Here is a 17,741-nt window from a genome sequence, read left to right on the forward strand (position 1 = left end):
CAGCCTGATACCTGTAAAAGCCGCTACGACTGACACACAATACGTTACACAAAAGTTGAACAGAATGCTCATTAATCTGCTGACTAATAAACTGATAGATCAACCTCAGGTCTGTCGGCTGAAAATGGCCAAGGCTTTTTTTAAAATCTGCCGTTCCTCTTCAAGCTGCCGCACTTGATGCCGCAATCGTTCGTTTTCAACAGCCAGCGGGCTATCTATTTTTTCTTTCCCTTTTGTTAATCCATCAGCGGATTGCTGTTGGCTACGCCAGCGATAGAGTAAGTTCTCACCAACGCCCAGCGCTTGAGCAACTTGGTAAACACTACGACCATTGGCAATCATACGCAAGGCTTCGGTCTTGAAGTCTTGATCATACTTTCGGCGGGAAACCGGTTGGTTGTTTTTTTGTTCTTTCACGACTCTGCGAAGTTAAGCACTTGCAGTGTCCCGATTTATTAGACCATCTCAGAGTTCTACGACAACAAGCAAACCATTGAGCGTGACTTTCAATGGTTTGCTTGGCACATGCTGGAAGAGGATAGTGAATGATGAATCTATAATCCGTGTAAAATTACATCTTGTGTAAATTGTCCTGGATTTTAGTCAGAATGGCTAAAAAATCCGGTTGCCCCTTATAATACAACGATGATGTGCTCTCATAGCGGTTCTTAAATTTCGCTCTTAAGGCAGGATCGTTAAGTAGAAAAGCCTCATTCTCGGCTATCGGAATGGCTAAGTCTGCTTTGGGAAACCTCGCTATTTTATGTGCTTCATAGGCCTCAGAGCCAATAAAAGCCATCACTTGCTCATTCTCTAATAATTGGGCAACGTCGTAATACTGCCTCATAAAATTAACGCGGGTCTCTCCGCCTTGCTGTTCCTGCCTGAATTTCGTCGCGATGGTTTGCAGTTTCTCTACGAATGTGTACCCAGGATGATAACAGATGATATTGATGGCGCGATTATCAATGATGTTGATTTTGGGATTAGTGATGGCTTTGTCGTAGGCCCAGGACGAAATCGTTAGGGCTTGATTGGGCTGAACGGTATCAAAGCCTGCTTCCAGCAATATCCCTTCTTTGACGCCGTCAATCGTTTCAGTTTGGCTTTGATAATGCAGTCGGATGCCCCCACTGCGATAATGCTCCGTATCATCAAAATGAGTATCCCGTTCGACCGATAGAATGCCCTCTATTTTTATGCTGGCAGCCAGCCAGTCATAAAATGCTTTCCGGCCTTCGACGGCCTGTTTTTTGGTGTTTTTCGGATTTTCATTAACGCGTAATTCAACCGGAGCTTTGATATGGATGTCAATATCTTCGGAAAAACGGTTGATGATCTTATACCCTTTCGATAAGGATGTTCCGCCTTTTAGCTCGAAGTCGAATGGTTGCTTTTTCAACCCATATAGCACGTGCATGATCCAATAATCCTTTTCAATCAAACCGGCTTGAATACCTGTTTCCTCTTCAAGGATACGCAGTAAATCCAGGAAATCCTTCCGGTCGTGCAGATAACTAGCGGGCATAATGGGACTGTTCGCTGTTCAGGATAAACGGTTCGAATAACTTCTTTGTTTTCACATTGCCGTAATCTGAAACCGATTGTTTCAGCTTGTTGGTATCCATTGTGGAGGCCTTTGTAAACACATTTTTTAACACATAGTCTTGATCCTCAGCCAGTGTGTCCAGGTTATTAACCAAGTCTACGAGTAAAAATTCCTGGGTAGCCTTTTGGGGGAAATGTGGTTTTTTACGGAACGAAAAGTTTCGATTACCCAATTTGAACTCGCCATGACGCTTATGATTGTAGACGATGCGTTTGTTGTAAAGCTGTGTCGTTCCGACTCCCAAGCCATTATAGCTATTGGGGGAGGTTAATAGGAACCGATCATCTTTTAAAAACCGGCGCACCAGGATTTCTTCGTTTGGGGGTGTTTTTCCGAAAACGGTTTCTTTAGGTACGTAATACATGCCTGGTGCTAGTTTTTGCAGCGTTCCGTCCGCGACGAGTTGCTCGACATGACGATCAACCGACTTTGACCATTGTGCCAAATCGGCTCTTCGATAGACTTCCCCTTTCGTGAGGTGGCTTTTGAGTTGGTCTAGTTTCATGGTTGCCTCTTTATATTGTAAGTATAGCTTAGATAAGACGTAATTGCAAGAATATTAATTCAAAATTCATGCAAAATTACCATTAAACTATATGAATATCAAATACTTATCTGTAATAAATTTCATGGAAATATAGTTTCTGGCAGGTTTTTTTATGAATGAGAAAAGAGAGGCTTATTGATTAGATCACCATGATTAACCCATTTATGGACTCTACCTTTATAGGCCCCTATAGCTTATTTTGGGTTTCAAGGCCAAATTATCTTGGGTGAACTGACTGAACAGTTCCGTCAAGGATCAGAAAGGGTTGGTTACTGATGACATGGGATGTGACGGTTTTGATTTCGGTGTTGGCGGTAGTAGGCCTGTTTTGTCAAGTGTATTTGCAGCGAACCCATAACGAAAAATCACTCAAACCGTTGGGACAGATTGATTTCAGAGACCGGCAAGACCAACTCTATATTCGCGTGAGTAATAACGGGGTTGGGCCAATGATTTTGGATCGGCTCTGGTTCATCAAAGACGGCAAACGCTATGCGACCATTGAGGAGTGCCTGCACCTGGACAGACGCTCTTACTCCCGGCTGGATGGTCATGAATCGGTGCGCAAAGTCATTTTACCCAATTCGTCATTGACAATTTTTGAAGCCTCTCTTGCCCCTCAAGAGAACGAAACCGCCTTGAACCATGTTCGTGATCAGCTAAGCCCGATCACGTTAAAAGTAGAGTTCCACGACATCTATGATAACAAGATGAGCATTGAGCGTGATTTTCAGTGGTTTAATAGGCATGCAGTCAAAGAGGACTCAATGTGATTATTTTTTAATGCTGCTTGTAGCATTAAAACTGGTCTTGAAGTGAAAAACTAATCAGTGTGCAACACGAAAAACTAATTTTGGTACAGCACGAAAAACGAATAGGCGTCCCGGGTAACCCCTGCGAAAGAACTGGCACAAGTCTCTTGAAGCCCTATACCCGTTTCGTACTTTGGGAAGTAAAGTACGAAAGTAAATTACTGGTATTGGCACTCCAACGACCACAGACAGGAAATATCTGAAACCAAGTTGATGTACAGTATTATCACCATCTAAGAAAGCACCAGCCCCGCCGAATAAATCTAATACAATCTCCTATTTTGATTCCGCAAGCGATAATCAAAATAGATCACTAACTTTGTCATCAAATGATGACAAAACGAAAAACCCGACGTTGGAGCGTCGGGTCTTCGGTTAGTAAATCAGGAGCTTGGCCACTTCGACAAAAAGTTTTACGGCTCCTAATATGGCTGATAGCACTCCCGCTATTTGACCTGTTAAGCGCAACCGGACTAACCATCGGTTGCGCTTTTTTGCTTGGGGTAGCATATCACATCAAATATCGTTATTCCTTTTACAGCTTGTTTATCTACCCATCCCGGAATCGATTTTATTGGGAGTTAATGTGTTGATTATCAGCCGTATAAATATTCTAAAATCTTTTCAAACGACTGGGGGATTAATCGTTATTGACTATCAATCTGTAGAGGAATCTGCATTATTTTTTTGCAACTCACGTTCTAAATCTTGAATGGCCCGTAGCGTACCTTTTAAATTATTGGGGATACTTTCTGTTAGTTGATATTCAGATACGCCAATAGGCTTTTTGAATGTAACCCCTGTGTAACCCCATGATATATCTTACGATCATAAATGTATAATTAAGTTATTGAAGTAAATGGTGGGCCCGGCCAGACTTGAACTGGCGACCAGACCGTTATGAGCGAAGAGGTTTGACCTAAATATATAAGCGACGGCGGATTTCTATCCATCGGCTTACATACTCAAATACCGCTCTTCACAAATTTTCGTTGTCTAAAGAATCGCCAGATGATACCATATGTTATATGGACATTCATCGTAACTGGGGGCATACTTGGGGGCAGCCAGCAGAATGATCTGTTTTTAATACCAATCAATTCAAGCACTTGGGACGAAAATGGCAATGCGGCTACGGGCACCAATCTCTTTTTTACTGACATTATCCATCCTTATCAAAATGCGAAATAGTCAAATTTCGCAGTACGTTAGGGCTATCATCCCTTTATCCATCTATTCCTATCATTTACCCACAGTAACCAAAAGTGGGGGCATGACTGGGGGCATGAACTTGCCAATGGATAAGGGGGTTTGTAGCAACGCGAATCAGAGGGTGCAATAATGGCTTTGTCAAATATGACCTGTCAAACAGCGAAACCCAAAATCAAGCCGTATAAGATGGCAGACGGGGAAGGGCTGTATCTAGAAGTGACGCCGTACGGCACAAAATTATGGCGACTGAAGTATCGGCTGCATGGTAAGGAAAAACGCATTTCACTGGGTGCTTATCCCGCCGTTTCGGTAGCTGATGCCCGTAAGGCCAAAGACGATATTAAACGGGACCTAAAGGTTGGCATTGATCCGGTCTTAAAACGGTTACAAATTGCTCAGACGCAGGCGCTGAACGGCCAACGTGATTTTAAATCGATGGCCCTTGAATGGCACGGGAAACAGATGCCTCTATGGAAGCCCAAACATGCCGACATCATTAAGCATCGTTTTGAGAAGTACGTATTTCCGTCCTTAGGCAGCTTTCCGCTGGCGGATATAAAACCCTTGATGATGCTGAACTGCCTTCAGAAGATCGAAAAAACAGCCCCTGATCTGTCGCGTCGGATGAAGGCCGCCTGTAGCCATGTCTTTAAATATGCCATTGCAACCGGCAGGGCCGAAAGCGACCCCACCTATGGGTTAGAGGCTGCGATGAAAAAATTTAAACGAGGACATTACGCATCTATTTCGGTCGATGAATTTCCCCAATTTCTCGTTTGTCTGACGGATTATCAGGATCGTATTCATCGGCAAACCTTTCTAGCCCTCAAACTATTGCTGCTGACATTCGTGCGTACGAGTGAACTGGTGGAAGCCCGATGGGACGAAATCAATTTTGACAAAGCAATGTGGGTTATTCCAGCGGAACGGATGAAAATGAATCTGCCTCATATCGTTCCCTTGTCGCACCAGTCGCTGGCGATTTTTCGCGAGCTAAAAAAGCTGAATGCGCACCGGGACTTTATCTTTCCCGGTTATTATAACCCGAAAAAACCAATGAACAAAAACACGATGCTGGTTGCCATCAAGCGGATGGGTTATAACGGCAAAATGACGGGTCATGGCTTTCGCTCCCTGGCCTTAGGCATTTTAAAAGAAAAATTGGGCTACCCGCATGACATTGCGGATCGGCAACTGGCGCACGTTCCAAAGAGCAGTGTTGACCGAGCGTATGACCGCGCCCAATTTTTGCCGCAACGGACAAAAATGATGCAGGACTATGCGGATTATATCGACAAGGCATGCTAAAACGATGTTGTCAGTTTTAGTACAGGCTGTTATATAGGTAGTTAGGATATGTTGGTTTAGTCAGTCACTAATACTAGACGCATGGCAAGTTCTATAGGCATTTTCTCAACGGCTTTTCGAATAACGGCCATATATGCATTGGCCGATGGCCATCCGATGGCCTGTGCCTGAGAATCCAACGCATGTGCCTTCAAGGTGATGTACTGTTTTTTATTTTTTTTGCCTAGTGTTTCCAATTGCAGCAACAGTTCCTGAGCGGCAATATCCTGCTTGATTGACAGATCGACCAATTTTTCCAGAATTTCTTCCGGCGGATTCCTGCGGCCTGCCCACCATGATTTGGTCGTATCAACGTTGGTGCCCAAGAATAGTTGGGCTTCTTTTAATGGCAAACCGCAACTTTGAGAAAATAACTTAAACAGGGAGGTCATGAAAAGTAAACACATGGAAAAGACAGTGGTCGGTTCATTTTGTACACTTTTTGTGTACCTGTCAATCAAAAAGGGAAATAAATAGTGCCTTTCCAGCTATGCAGTTTTCTTGATAACCTGAAGGTTGTCAATTCGAATCTGGCTTCCGCAACCAAGTTTTTCAGGCACTTATATCCCCTTTCAATTTATCGTGAAAATAGCCGGTGCCGCATTTTGAGCCGTTCCCGTCTAAACGGTTTTATCACTTTTTACTCAGTTTATCCGTTCTTATTTGTTGTTGATCAATCCCGTTTTAGGTTGATTATAGGCATTTATTCCTTATATCATGACTATATTCCTGCTTCACGTAGGGTAACCATAGTCAGATAGGGGGACGCCATGCCGACGACGAATGAAACGCTGTTGGATCGAAAAGAAGCTGCCAAATACCTCCGCATTTCTCCAAACACGTTGGCCGTATGGGATTGCACAAAACGCTATGATCTGAAACCGCTCAAAGTAGGCCGATCAGTACGCTATCGCCGGTCGGAGTTGGACAAGTTCATTGAACGCCAACTTCAGCAGTAACGAACGGCCATCCATTCCCACCATTTTTTGAGGAGATCGCCCGTGAACATCGATCAGGCGAAGGCAGTCGCTATTGTCGACATTTTAGGTCGATTGGGCATTCATCCCAAACGAACAACGACGGGGAAAGTACTTTATCTATCACCCGTGCGGAAGGAAAAAACACCCAGTTTTTGGGTCGATACCAAGACCAATCGTTGGCACGACTACGGCGACGGACGCGGAGGAGATGTTGTGGATTTAGTATCGGCATATCTACAGTTCACGCGCGAAGCGCATACTGTATCGGATGCCTTGCGCTGGATTACCAATATGGGTGTTGCTGCATATACTATTACACCCATTTATCGGCCTGACGAGCCTCTAAACCATGATGATGGATCGTTGCTGCTGAAATCAAAACGATCTATTCAACATGTAGGACTGATGCATTATCTGGACAAGCGCGGTATTCCACTTCCGATTGCTCGTCCCCATCTCAAGGAACTTCGCGTTCAGAATACACAGACGAATAAGTATTTTACCGCGCTTGGTTTTCCCAATGAAGATGGTGGCTTTGAACTCCGCAATCCCTTCTTTAAAGGCTGTTTACGGCCTAAAGCCATCAGCTTTGTTCGTGGGAAAGTGCCTAAACCCGAAGGTATACACCTATTTGAAGGCTTCATGGATTACCTGTCGGTCGTTGCGCAGTTAAAAGGGAATGGCCTTGCCGATGATGCTATCATTCTTAATTCAGTATCCTGCCTGAAACAGGCTATCCCTTATATGCAGAATTACGGCTATCGCCTCGCTTATAGCTGGATGGATAACGACGAGGCCGGAGCCAAAGCCGCTACTGTTTTATCTGAATTCTGCCAGACACAAGCCGATTTACGGCATACGCCCATGAACAAAGTTTATGCTCCGCACAAAGATGTCAATGTATGGCATACGCACAAACTCAATTTGACTGTGTGAGGTGGCCTATGTCGCAACTCAACATTCAATCGTTGTTTACGGTCAATGAAGTTGAAATCAGCTACCGCAACAAAACACCGTATCAGGATCGGATTCAAATTACGCGCTCCGCAACGGCTTACGAAATTCTGCATCAGGCGTGGGACGAGAATAAATTGGAACTGCTGGAACAGTTCAAGATTCTGCTGTTGGACCGCAAGAACAACTGTCTGGCGATTTCCGACATTTCCACGGGCGGCATGAGTGCCTGCATCGTTGACCCGAAAGTAATTTTTGTAACAGCACTCAAAGCCAATGCGTCCGGTATTATTCTAGCGCACAACCATCCCTCCGGTAATCTACAACCTAGCCCACAGGATTTAGCCTTGACGCGAAAACTATCTGATGGCGGCAAGTTACTCGACATTGCCATACTGGATCATCTGATCGTCACACCGCGCAGTTATTACTCATTTGCTGACGAAGGGTGCATGCCGCGCTAGCGGTCAGCGGTTTAGTTGTCATTCTGCCAGTGGCCAGAGTTGCTGGCGGGTCTGTACACGACGCCACTCACTTTCCAACCACAATTTTCGCCTGCTTCGCATTCCCCGCCCCACCAAAATTCTGGTTGGTTCTCTCGCTAAGCCGCCGTGTTGTTCATCCCCTATAACCCCAACCACAGGAGCATGATACATGACCAAACCGATTACCCGCAAAACTACGTCAGCCACTACCGGACAAACTCAGGACGATATTTACGCCCGCGTCACCTCCAAGATTCTGACCGATCTTGAAAACGGCAATCTCTCGTGGCGCAAGCCTTGGCATTCCGAACACATGACCAATCAGGTGATGCAACCTTTACGTTGGAATGATATTCCCTATACCGGCATCAATACGCTCATTCTCTGGAATGCCGCCAGCGATCAAGGCTTTACCTCTCCCTATTGGATGACTTTTAAACAGGCCACCGATATGAAGGCATCTGTCCGCAAAGGCGAGAAGGGCACCCAAATTGTCTATGCCGATAAATTCACCAAAGAAGAGGAAGATGCCAATGGCGACCTCAAATCCAGCCAGATTCCCTTTCTTAAATCGTATACCGTCTTCAATGCGTCTCAGATCGAAGGCTTGTCCGATGGTTTCTATAAAACCCCTGAGCCCGTTGTTATCAACGGACAAGCGCGTGATCCGAAACTCGAAGGTTTCTTTGCTCAAACGAAAGCCGACATTTATACCGGTTCCAAAGCGTGTTACACCCAGAGCACCGACCGCATCCAAATGCCACCGTTCGAAAGCTTTGAAACGGCTATGCGCTATTACGCTGTTTTAGCGCATGAAATTTGCCACTGGACGAAACCGCCACACCGCTTGAATCGTGACTTCGGTAAAAAACACTATGGCGATGAAGGGTACGCTAAAGAAGAACTGACAGCCGAGCTAGGAGCCTGCTTTCTGGCCGCTGATCTTGGCTTTGAACCGCAGCCGGAAGAACATCATGCGGCTTATATCCAGTCCTGGCTGCATGTGCTCAAGGATGACAAACGATTTATCTTTCAGGCCGCATCCCACGCGCAAAAGGCGGTTGAATACATTTATGCCCTGCAAAGCCCTCGCCCTTGAGTTTAGAAAGCAAAACTTATGCGTTGGCTCACGGGTGATTTGGTGGTTTCGTCAACTATCCCTTTCTTGGGGTCAGTTGATAGAGCATGTCAGCCTAGCCCAATTGTCCGTCATGGCGCTGATCCCTCATTTTTACGAGGTAAAAACGATCTACGACTGCGGCCAAAAATAGACATTGCACATCGATTTTTGGCCTTGGGGAGCTGACACGGCCTATTGAGCTTTGTTTGCTTCCATCATCAACCACACAAGAAAGGAGATTTGATGATGACTTCTCAAACCGAAACCCGCTCGTCCAAACCAACCCACACGGTTTATGTTCTAAAATCACAAGCCGATACCGAGCAAGCTGATTGGATCAGAGTAGGGGCTGCTTGGGAACACGGCGATAAAGACGGGTTAAACCTATCCTTGAACATTCTTGGCCAGAAAATTCCAGTTGTTGTTCGTAAGAACAAACCGAAAACCTAATTAACACAAAGCCGGATAGATGACTCTCTCCGGCTTTAACAAATCAGAATGAAACAAGTATGGTATGGGCCCAAGTTGTGATTGGCAGAAATAAAGAACCCTTATGTAATTCAAGTTGCGAGATAGTCTGAGCCTGCCAGTCAGGAGTGTATTTTAGAGTTTCCGAGGTTCTAAAATAACAACTCCCATGACTGACAAAGCCATAGCAATCTACTGCTTTTTAGACGATTTCTTCAAGGCCAGTGCCCCTAAAGAAGATGCTCATTGTAAACTTAACGATGCCGAAATCGCTACAACCGCTTTACTGGCGGCCCTGTTCTTTTACGGCAATCAAGCCTCGGCTATGAAATATATGCGCGAACATCATGGGTTGAAAATGATTGACAAATCGGGCTTCAATCGACGTATCCACCGGCTTGAAGCCCGACTAGTAGCACTCTTTCATGCCTTGGGCTTTACTCTTAAAGATCTCAGCACTAGTAGTCGTTACGTCATCGACTCGTTTCCGGTAGCGGTCTGCCGAAATTGCCGGATTCCGGTTTGTAAACTGCTGAAAGGCAAAGCCTATCATGGCTACAACGAAGCGAAAAAGGAATACCGCGCGGGCGGCCCCGTTCTACGGTTTTAAGATTCAGCTTATTATCGATGAAAACTGCTTACCCGTTGATTATTTTGTGCTTGCAGGCAGTTTTGCTGATGTAACGGCTCTTCAGTCGATGAGTATTCATCTACCAGCGGGTAGTGAACTCTATGGAGACAAAGGCTATACTGACTACCAACAGGAGGATTTGTACGCTGAGCATGAACAGATTTTTCTGCGAATTCATCGTAAAACGAATAGCCATCGACCCGATGCTGCTTGGGATGTGTTTCTAAAGAATCACTTTCGCAAACCCATCGAAGGGGTATTTAATCAAATCACTGACTTATTTCCCCGCAGTATTCATGCAGTGACGGCTAAAGGGTTCCTGTTGAAAGTGTTTTTGTTTCTTTTGGCATACACCTTTGATGGACTCACACCAGATCTGCTATAACTCGCAACTTAAATTATGTATATCACTGAGGCTTTCTTATACCATTAAAAAAGTCGCTCAGGCCACCTAAACGGGCAAGGGTAATACGACCTACGATAGAGACTGTAAATCGTTCGCCAAACGACAGGCGTTTAGCTGTCGGATCGGTTTGGACTTTTAGCCAATAGCCGTTGTTACCTATATCCTGTATACCAAATTGCAGCCCACCCACAAAACGTTGCTTGCGTCCCGTAAAGAGATACAACCCAGCTTGTAAATTAATCTGCTCGGGTATTACCTTTCGTACATTTATGTTGGTCGGATAACGGTATTCCAAACCAGCATAGACCAGTACCGCTGCTGCTGAATCAGCCTGAGAGATGGGAATGTTGTACAGCAAATCTAACCGTGAGGGCAGATGCCAATATTTTTGGTAGTTGCCTGTCACGGCATTATACGTTTCCGTTTTTTCTATACTCAGCGAATCATTCTTAAAGGAATCTTTTCGTGTGTAAGCTTTACTCTTTAGGGAAGCAAGATTGTTTGTCCAACCAGGGTTGACACTAAGGCCAATAAACCAGTCACGGCCAATATGATAGTTTAGGCCAGCCGTAAAGTCATAGGCAACGGCTAGTGAATCTTCTACCAACGACGATGTAAACTTCGACAGGCTTGTCGAAGGCAGGTAGTTAAAGGATGAGGTTGACAAATTAGCACCTATATACCATGTTTGGGTAATAAGCAGTTTTTTATCGAGAATATCCTGTTTAGCCAGCCATCTTCGTCGGCTAGCCCCCAGGGTTCTTAGATCCTCTGACGCCTTGATGCTATCCGTCTGGCTGATTGGAAAGTCTGCTTTAGCTTTCCTAATGCGATTTTGCCAGACCTGGGTAGAGTCATTCAGCATTTTATGGACTAACTTCAGCTCGCCCAGTTTAGCATCTAATTGTTTTATTTTGGGAACGGCAAGACATGAATCCGCATTTTTTTTAGTATCGAGAAGTTTGTTAATAGCAGTTGCCAAGCCCAAAGTGTCATTGCTCAAACAGGCACTTGCAAATCGTAATGAATCGATTTTATTTTTGAATATCTTGATCGTATCCCGGAGTAATACAGGTCTTTGAACTTTGTTGGCAAGCTTTTTTAGCGTGTCATCGTAAAATGAGCCAATAACAACTGGATGCGTAGTCAGTCGATGATCAAGGTCTCTGGTTTGGCCATACAGAATCCCCGCTCTGACCTGAGGTTTCAGTTTTTCACCACCGAAAATGGCGAACGTACTAGCCTGGTCATCATCATTTTTCACAGATAAATACGTTCCAAAAAGCTTTTCCGCTACCACAGGAGCAGTCAGGCTTATGGGTTTGCTATCTTCGTTGATCTTTAGATCAATATTGTCCAGGCCTACGGTATCTGGTTTGGCATTTAGATAATAGATCGATGCGTTGGGCCGTGTAATATCGACTCCGAGGGTTACTCCTTTGATGAGAACAGGAACAGTACCATCGGCTTTTTGAACCAGTGTCTGCGCCTGTACCTGTACCAAAAGGCTAAAAAGGAATAAGTAACCCACTAAAATAGGGCGTGCTATTGTATGCATGGTGGGTAGTTTATATTTTATGGTGCAACAGGTTGTGGTACAATGGGCTGTGGCGAAGCAGGTTGTGGCCCAGACGGTTGTTTCCAGAGTACATCTTCATGAACAGCAATAATTCCTGATGACGGCATTTTAAACACCAATGTTGCATTGCGGGGGTTGGGCGTATGCGGAGGAAAAGCAACCGGTTTATTCGTGTCGGGATCGATAAAAGAGAGAAAGAGAAAACATTGAGCAGCCGGGTCAGGTATAGAGTCACCTCGTCGAATACGCAGATTAACAAATACTTTAAAAAAATCGGGAGTTCCGGCTACATCATTCGAAAATGTATCAAGCGTAGTAGATAGCTTTTCATTCGAATAAACCGTTTTAGTACTATCAAGTTGTTGTTTGACAACTGACAAAAAATTATCAAACCCTAATGTGAAAATATCCAATTGTCGGTCTGGCTTGTCAAGCTCAAGTCGGTATTTGAGCTTGAGATTAGCAAAGCCAGATACTGGTAATAGATTGTTGGCGGATGCCAGATTAGACAGCAAAGAATTTGGCGTTCGTTCGCTAATAAATTGAAATGAGTCCATTTTTTCAGGGGAATCATCGGATTCGGTAGTATCTACTGCTGGGTTGGATGCTGGTGGTTCATTACCAAATCGGCCAATTGGAAGAATCAGATCTTTGATGCGTTCGAGCAAATCGACCATTCGTCCAGAAAAGAAACCAACGATGAAGGCAAAAACAATAATCCCTTCACCATATTGAACCCATTGTAAATCGGTTGTGCTATTAAATGAAATAAGGGCCAAATACAGAATGACTACCAAAAAAGGAGTATACAGAAGTTTAGCCAAATGGGAAGGTACTTCGGCTGGATCAAATCCGCCAAGTAGCCGACGTTGGAGGCGTTCTTTAACAGTTCGTTTTTTTAAACTGCTTTTTGCGTTTGGTGAAACTAATTCTACTTCTTCGGAAGAAGCATTAGTAGGATTATCTGATGGTGCTGCCTTTTTTACTTCTGTTCCTTTATATGCTTCTGATACGCTGTAGAACAGATTGCAGAATACACCAAATAATGCCCAGCAGATTAGCTCCCAAAGTAAAGAACGACCATTTAAGTGGTAGGGTGAGTATACCCGTACAGGATGTGTACTTAAGTAACTTCGCAGGCTCTGTTCATCGGGTAATAACTGACAGGTTGCCCAAAGTTGTGCATTAGATGCACTATCAAGCATGGTATGGGTTTGAGTAATATAATCATAGACTTTCCTGCGTTTCATTTCGAACGAAAGCTGGGTTGTAGCTGAATTACTCTTAGGAGTAGCAAGATGACTCGTGCTATCGGTATTTCCGGAATCATTAAGTGATTCAGAATCATCTAAAATATTTTGTATATCAGCCTGTTCCGAAGATGACAGCATCACATTTTTTGAACCTGGCTTATCAAGGTAATGCCATATAATGTAACCCGTAACTAGCAGAAATAGGAGGCTAGCCATAAAATAGGCCCAGCGGTTTGGCGAGGAAAGAAATCCTAAATTCATGATAGTGTAATTTGACAAAGAGGATTACCCAAAAATAAACAGGGCAGGGTAGAAAATAACCGGGAAAATTACCCTTTTATCCGTGTAAAATTCCCCTTTCTCTCTTATAGGAGTAATAGAAAGAGCTGATAAAAGATAGGTACTTAGTGGGTGAAACTGTTTTGTCGATTTTGGGTATCTTACTTAGGTGAGAACTCCCTGCATGCATGGACTCCCAACAGCAAATTACAATCTGGCAAAAGTGGTAAAATGTGTATGTAGGCCATTCAGCTTATGGCAGGATGCTGTGGAATTAGTCGATTTTACCAGTAAATTAGGAATCCTGGGTCATCGTCGAGAGGTTATAGATGGACAGTCTCATGGTCGGTGCCAGTTGGATTGCTCGAAAGCAATTCTACGAAGTCAAATAACTAGTCGATAAGGGTTCGGCGCTAATCTTTCGCAAGACAACAAAGCAAATCCTTAAATAATCGCTTTTATCGTCAGATTGTCCATTATTACGCTTTTCTAGCAATGTATATGCGTATTCTAGGTATAATTTGCAGGGAATAAAGGCCTAATCTACGCATATACATTGCTCGCTTTTGAGCAAGATTTCAGTCACAAGACTATTCTGCCTTTGCCCGTCAACCTGATAGCGTGGACTGCTGCCAGTAATTATTTAGGGACTATGGTTAAAGAGCAAGTTGACCGGATCAGAGTAGGGGCTGCTTGGGAACACGGCGATAAAGACGGCTTGAACCTGTCGTTGAACATCCTCGGCCAGAAAATTCCAGTTGTTGTTCGTAAGAACAAACCGAAAGCCAATTAAATCAACAGGCCGGATGGCAACCCAGTCGTCCGGCTTTCATCTATCGAATTTTGATAAAGCAAAAGATTATTCTACGCAAAATATGCGTAGAATAAAGGGTTTAATCAACGCATAAGACATATATCACTCGCTTTTAAGCAAGATTTCAGTCACATAACTATCCTGTGTTTGCCCGTCAATCTGATAGCGCGGATTGCTAGCTCTAATCGTTTTGAGGCTATGATCGAATAATAAATCGAACAATGGGCTTAGCTGATACCCTTTTAACGTGACGACGTGCCCACTAAAATAAAGTAGCATTTCATTCAGATTGTCAGTGAGTACCAAATCAACCGATGCTAGATAGGCGTAATTGAAAAACGCCCGTCGCCCGTCTTCCCACACGAAGCATAGATTTCGCACAGTACTGTCTATATCATGCAATTCTGTGCTACCAACCGTGTAATCCGTAAGATTATCGCTGGTTGTATCCACTACCTCATCTTGCGCGAAATTCGCTCTAAAATGTTGGACGGGGTGCATGGCTGTTTGGCTTTCGCTGAATAGGCTTAGGCTGGCTTGGCGTTTCAGTACGCTTGATCGATGGTTTCACTTTGGGTGGCACATGTCGCGCTGTTCGCATCACATGCTCAACGGATTTTCGGTGTGGCTTCTTGCGATTCACCAACTCTAACGCGGATAGGCGATCCCCTAATTCGGACGCATGAGCCAGCAAAGCGGCTTTGTCATCTGTGTAGATATGCACGCCATCTCGCGCCCGTGACACCGACACATAGAATTGGTTGAGATTGGTGGCGGCAAAGGTGCTGGCTGGTTGGGCGATAAACACCTCATCGACGGTCTTGCCCTGCGCAGCATGCGAAGTTAGGCAATAACCATGGGCAATATGGCCAAAACTGGCAGGAACGGTATAGGTGGCTTTGCTTGCCTTGTTGCGTAGGCGCAAAGCCCCGTTCGGCTCAATGGCGACAACATCCAACATTTGACCGTTCGTCAATCGTTTTTTATTTGCGTCATATCCGTTACGGGTAATGCGTACTTTATCGCCTTTGGACAGTGCGATTTCGCTAGGTCGATACACATCGAATTGTTCCATGCGATCTAAGGGCAGGGAGGTTTGCTTACCGCTGGTATCCTGAATGTGGACTAGGCCATCGGCCACAGCATGAACCTCCCACCGCGAACCGCGCTCGATGCTTGCTATATTCTGGTTGAACTGGATAACCTGACCGATACGGTAATTGCGAGGATCGCTTTTTTCAGCCGACGTTAGATTGGTGTTGACCAGTTGTGTCAGGGGTGTTTCCTCACTGGTAATTAGTCCGGTTTCACGCAGTTTCTCTCGAATGGCTTTTGTAACCTGTTCACCTTCCTTGTGCGTCGGTGAAATCACCAAAGCAGATTTTCCTTTTTTCAAGGCCGCTATATAATCAGTGGCTAAGACCATAAAGGAATTGGCAGGATCAGGAGTCTTGATTGATCCCATGCTATCCAGCACAGCAAACGCTTCTCCGACTTTATGATCGGCTAAAGCTTGCACGGCTTTGCGATAGTTCAGATTGCGTTGCCGATATATGCGGCTGACTTCGGCTGATTGAATACCCGCCACAGTATTGAGAATGCGCAATGCATCCCCGCGAATGATACTGCTATGTTGTTTGGTATCCCCGCTTAGAATCAACCGTGCGTTTTTGTCAGTAACCAATTGCAACAGGGCAGTCATGTCCTTGGTGTTCAACAGTCCGGCTTCATCGACCCACAACACACCATCAGCTAAAGCCGCTTGCAGTTCGGGTGAGGACAACAGTTTGGCTACGGTGTCGGCTTCGCTAAAGCCTTCCTCCCGCAACACACCCCGTGCCGCTTGCGCTGTCGGTGCAACAACGGTGACTTTATGACCTGTTTCCTCAATCAGCCGAATAGCTTCTTTCATGAGCGTGGTTTTGCCGGTTCCGGCTCGTCCTCGGATGATCGACACGCGATTGGTAGTAGTCAGCACATGAGAAACAGCTTCATGCTGTTCGCCTTCCAATGCTATTGAAGGTGTAATTGGATAAAGCGGAGGTAGGTTGCCTTTGCCATGTTGTGCCAGGGCTACCATCCGTTTCTCCTCGCGTAACACCTCTTTCGTGGTGCAGAGCGTTTTGGCTCCATCCTTAACCCGAATAATACGCTTATCGTCTGCAAAGCGGTCGGTAATCTGCTCAACGGTGAGTGCTAGATAACCAAGCCCCTGCCGATAAGCGATTTCCAAAATCCGCCGATCCTGCATAACCGACACCCGTTCAAAGCGCATCGCTAACGCATGATCAATACAGTGTTTAGGCGAGGGATGGGCAAAAGGTTTGACAGGGGCAAAGCGGATTGGTGGGTTGCCTTCGTCTTTATCTCGCATTCCTAACGCGAATATCTGCTTACGCCATTCCTGCTTGAGTTGAGTCATGCTCAAGCCCTTTTGCTTCTTAGCGCGGGTTCGTGCGCCAAGCTGATCCAGTTCGGCCTGATCGGTAATACCGAGTTCTTTGGCAATCTGGCCGATTTCATTGGTGCGTTTGGAAAACAGATCGATGATATGTTCAGGTACACCAGCGACTTCAAAGGCTTTATCCGTACGTCGAATGCGATAGCCCAACTCAACCAGTTTATCGGCCAGTCGTTTGTGAAACCGCGCCTGATAATACGGCATGTCCTGTTTGATCGACCGGAATTGTCCTGCCTTGAACTGCTGTTCAACGGCATCCCACGTCACGTTGAAAACAAACGAATGGCAGTGCAGGTGAGGGTCAGGCACCGAGCCATCGACGGGCCTTGCGGTTTGGTGTATAAAATCCGCCCAGAGCAGTTCACCCGTTGGTCGGTCTTCATCCTTGCCGTTTTTACGAACGCGGGTTTGGGCATCGGCTTCAATATCTAGCATGGTTTGCTGAACGCTTTCCTGAAACGCATCCAGAATATGATTGTCATCAGTCAGCGCATGAATGATGGAGACTGATTTCGGACAGTGGAAATTGACATCGTAACCAACTGTGCGATTGTCTTTTTTACGTGGCGTAAGAGCCTCGCCTGTATTAGGATTGATATGCTCGCAGAGAGCATGAAAGGTATTCTTTGTGATGGGACCTGCAATTCCCATACGGGCCGCAATCCGACCGCATAACTGACCAGGTTGTTCTTGGCCGTTCAGATAATAGTCGGAACGGCGCAGAGAGGAGTTAAAATACTCTCTGGCTTGACCGGCGGAACTGCTTTGAATCATGCGTATCATG

The 17,741-nt window shown here is 45.2% G+C and carries 18 protein-coding genes; 10 read left to right on the forward strand and 8 right to left on the reverse strand.

Annotated features, from left to right (window positions below; translation table 11 throughout):
* Positions 1-105: 105 nt before the first annotated feature.
* The 3 genes from WBJ53_RS05305 to WBJ53_RS05315 all read right to left on the reverse strand — a co-directional run bounded on the left by WBJ53_RS05305 (position 106) and on the right by WBJ53_RS05315 (position 2,114).
* Positions 106-417 (reverse strand): transposase, encoded by a 312-nt coding sequence (locus WBJ53_RS05305; protein ID WP_338875016.1) that lies wholly within the window; start codon positions 415-417, stop codon positions 106-108.
* 154 nt (positions 418-571) lie between these two features.
* A complete protein-coding gene (locus WBJ53_RS05310; protein ID WP_338875017.1) occupies positions 572-1,528 on the reverse strand; it encodes a nucleotidyl transferase AbiEii/AbiGii toxin family protein in 957 nt (318 codons plus the stop codon).
* On the reverse strand, positions 1,518-2,114 hold the full coding sequence (locus tag WBJ53_RS05315; protein WP_338875018.1) for a DUF6088 family protein: 597 nt from the start codon (positions 2,112-2,114) through the stop codon (positions 1,518-1,520). The genes WBJ53_RS05310 and WBJ53_RS05315 overlap by 11 nt, the downstream gene beginning before the upstream one ends.
* Positions 2,115-2,431: 317 nt before the next feature.
* Here WBJ53_RS05315 and WBJ53_RS05320 point away from each other — a divergent pair, with 317 nt between their 5' ends.
* Positions 2,432-2,929 carry a hypothetical protein gene (locus WBJ53_RS05320; RefSeq protein ID WP_338875019.1) on the forward strand — a complete coding sequence of 166 codons (498 nt, stop codon included), beginning with the start codon at positions 2,432-2,434 and terminating at the stop codon, positions 2,927-2,929.
* Positions 2,930-4,366: 1,437 nt separating this feature from the next.
* Positions 4,367-5,488 (forward strand): integrase arm-type DNA-binding domain-containing protein, encoded by a 1,122-nt coding sequence (locus tag WBJ53_RS05325; RefSeq protein ID WP_338875020.1) that lies wholly within the window; start codon positions 4,367-4,369, stop codon positions 5,486-5,488.
* A gap of 56 nt (positions 5,489-5,544) precedes the next feature.
* Here WBJ53_RS05325 and WBJ53_RS05330 read toward each other — a convergent pair whose 3' ends face one another.
* Positions 5,545-5,919 carry a hypothetical protein gene (locus WBJ53_RS05330; protein WP_338875021.1) on the reverse strand — a complete coding sequence of 125 codons (375 nt, stop codon included), beginning with the start codon at positions 5,917-5,919 and terminating at the stop codon, positions 5,545-5,547.
* A 378-nt stretch (positions 5,920-6,297) separates the two neighbouring features.
* On the opposite strand from WBJ53_RS05330, the gene WBJ53_RS05335 reads away from it, so the two are divergent.
* From WBJ53_RS05335 to WBJ53_RS05365, 7 genes are all read left to right on the forward strand, one after another.
* Positions 6,298-6,486, forward strand: a complete 189-nt coding sequence (locus tag WBJ53_RS05335; RefSeq protein WP_338875022.1) for a helix-turn-helix domain-containing protein — start codon at positions 6,298-6,300, stop codon at positions 6,484-6,486.
* Between the two features lie 27 nt (positions 6,487-6,513).
* Positions 6,514-7,443 carry a toprim domain-containing protein gene (locus WBJ53_RS05340; RefSeq protein WP_338875023.1) on the forward strand — a complete coding sequence of 310 codons (930 nt, stop codon included), beginning with the start codon at positions 6,514-6,516 and terminating at the stop codon, positions 7,441-7,443.
* Positions 7,440-7,925 (forward strand): JAB domain-containing protein, encoded by a 486-nt coding sequence (locus tag WBJ53_RS05345; protein ID WP_338875024.1) that lies wholly within the window; start codon positions 7,440-7,442, stop codon positions 7,923-7,925. The genes WBJ53_RS05340 and WBJ53_RS05345 overlap by 4 nt, the downstream gene beginning before the upstream one ends.
* A gap of 190 nt (positions 7,926-8,115) precedes the next feature.
* Positions 8,116-9,045 (forward strand): zincin-like metallopeptidase domain-containing protein, encoded by a 930-nt coding sequence (locus WBJ53_RS05350; protein WP_338875025.1) that lies wholly within the window; start codon positions 8,116-8,118, stop codon positions 9,043-9,045.
* A gap of 264 nt (positions 9,046-9,309) precedes the next feature.
* Complete coding sequence (locus tag WBJ53_RS05355; RefSeq protein WP_338875026.1) at positions 9,310-9,516, forward strand: hypothetical protein; 207 nt, start codon at positions 9,310-9,312, stop codon at positions 9,514-9,516.
* 187 nt (positions 9,517-9,703) lie between these two features.
* Positions 9,704-10,144, forward strand: coding sequence for a hypothetical protein (locus WBJ53_RS05360; protein ID WP_338875027.1), 441 nt, complete (start codon positions 9,704-9,706; stop codon positions 10,142-10,144).
* Positions 10,086-10,550: a transposase gene (locus tag WBJ53_RS05365; RefSeq protein WP_338875028.1), complete on the forward strand. Its 465-nt coding sequence runs from the start codon at positions 10,086-10,088 to the stop codon at positions 10,548-10,550. The genes WBJ53_RS05360 and WBJ53_RS05365 overlap by 59 nt, the downstream gene beginning before the upstream one ends.
* 22 nt (positions 10,551-10,572) lie before the next feature.
* Here WBJ53_RS05365 and WBJ53_RS05370 read toward each other — a convergent pair whose 3' ends face one another.
* Positions 10,573-12,129, reverse strand: a complete 1,557-nt coding sequence (locus WBJ53_RS05370; protein WP_338875029.1) for a hypothetical protein — start codon at positions 12,127-12,129, stop codon at positions 10,573-10,575.
* Positions 12,130-12,146: 17 nt separating this feature from the next.
* The gene (locus WBJ53_RS05375) at positions 12,147-13,664 is read right to left on the reverse strand and encodes a hypothetical protein (RefSeq protein ID WP_338875030.1); all 1,518 of its coding nucleotides are present in this window, start codon (positions 13,662-13,664) and stop codon (positions 12,147-12,149) included.
* A gap of 574 nt (positions 13,665-14,238) precedes the next feature.
* Here WBJ53_RS05375 and WBJ53_RS05380 point away from each other — a divergent pair.
* Positions 14,239-14,475 carry a hypothetical protein gene (locus WBJ53_RS05380; RefSeq protein WP_338875031.1) on the forward strand — a complete coding sequence of 79 codons (237 nt, stop codon included), beginning with the start codon at positions 14,239-14,241 and terminating at the stop codon, positions 14,473-14,475.
* 123 nt (positions 14,476-14,598) lie between these two features.
* Here the strand turns inward: WBJ53_RS05380 and WBJ53_RS05385 are convergent, their stop codons facing one another.
* Together WBJ53_RS05385 and mobF are read right to left on the reverse strand one after the other, a co-directional pair.
* Positions 14,599-14,997 (reverse strand): hypothetical protein, encoded by a 399-nt coding sequence (locus tag WBJ53_RS05385; protein ID WP_338875032.1) that lies wholly within the window; start codon positions 14,995-14,997, stop codon positions 14,599-14,601.
* Positions 14,975-17,731: a MobF family relaxase gene (gene mobF / locus WBJ53_RS05390; RefSeq protein WP_338875033.1), complete on the reverse strand. Its 2,757-nt coding sequence runs from the start codon at positions 17,729-17,731 to the stop codon at positions 14,975-14,977. The genes WBJ53_RS05385 and mobF overlap by 23 nt, the downstream gene beginning before the upstream one ends.
* Positions 17,732-17,741: the final 10 nt, after the last annotated feature.

The sequence above is a fragment of the Spirosoma sp. SC4-14 genome (genome assembly GCF_037201965.1).
Taxonomy (GTDB): Bacteria; Bacteroidota; Bacteroidia; order Cytophagales; family Spirosomataceae; genus Spirosoma.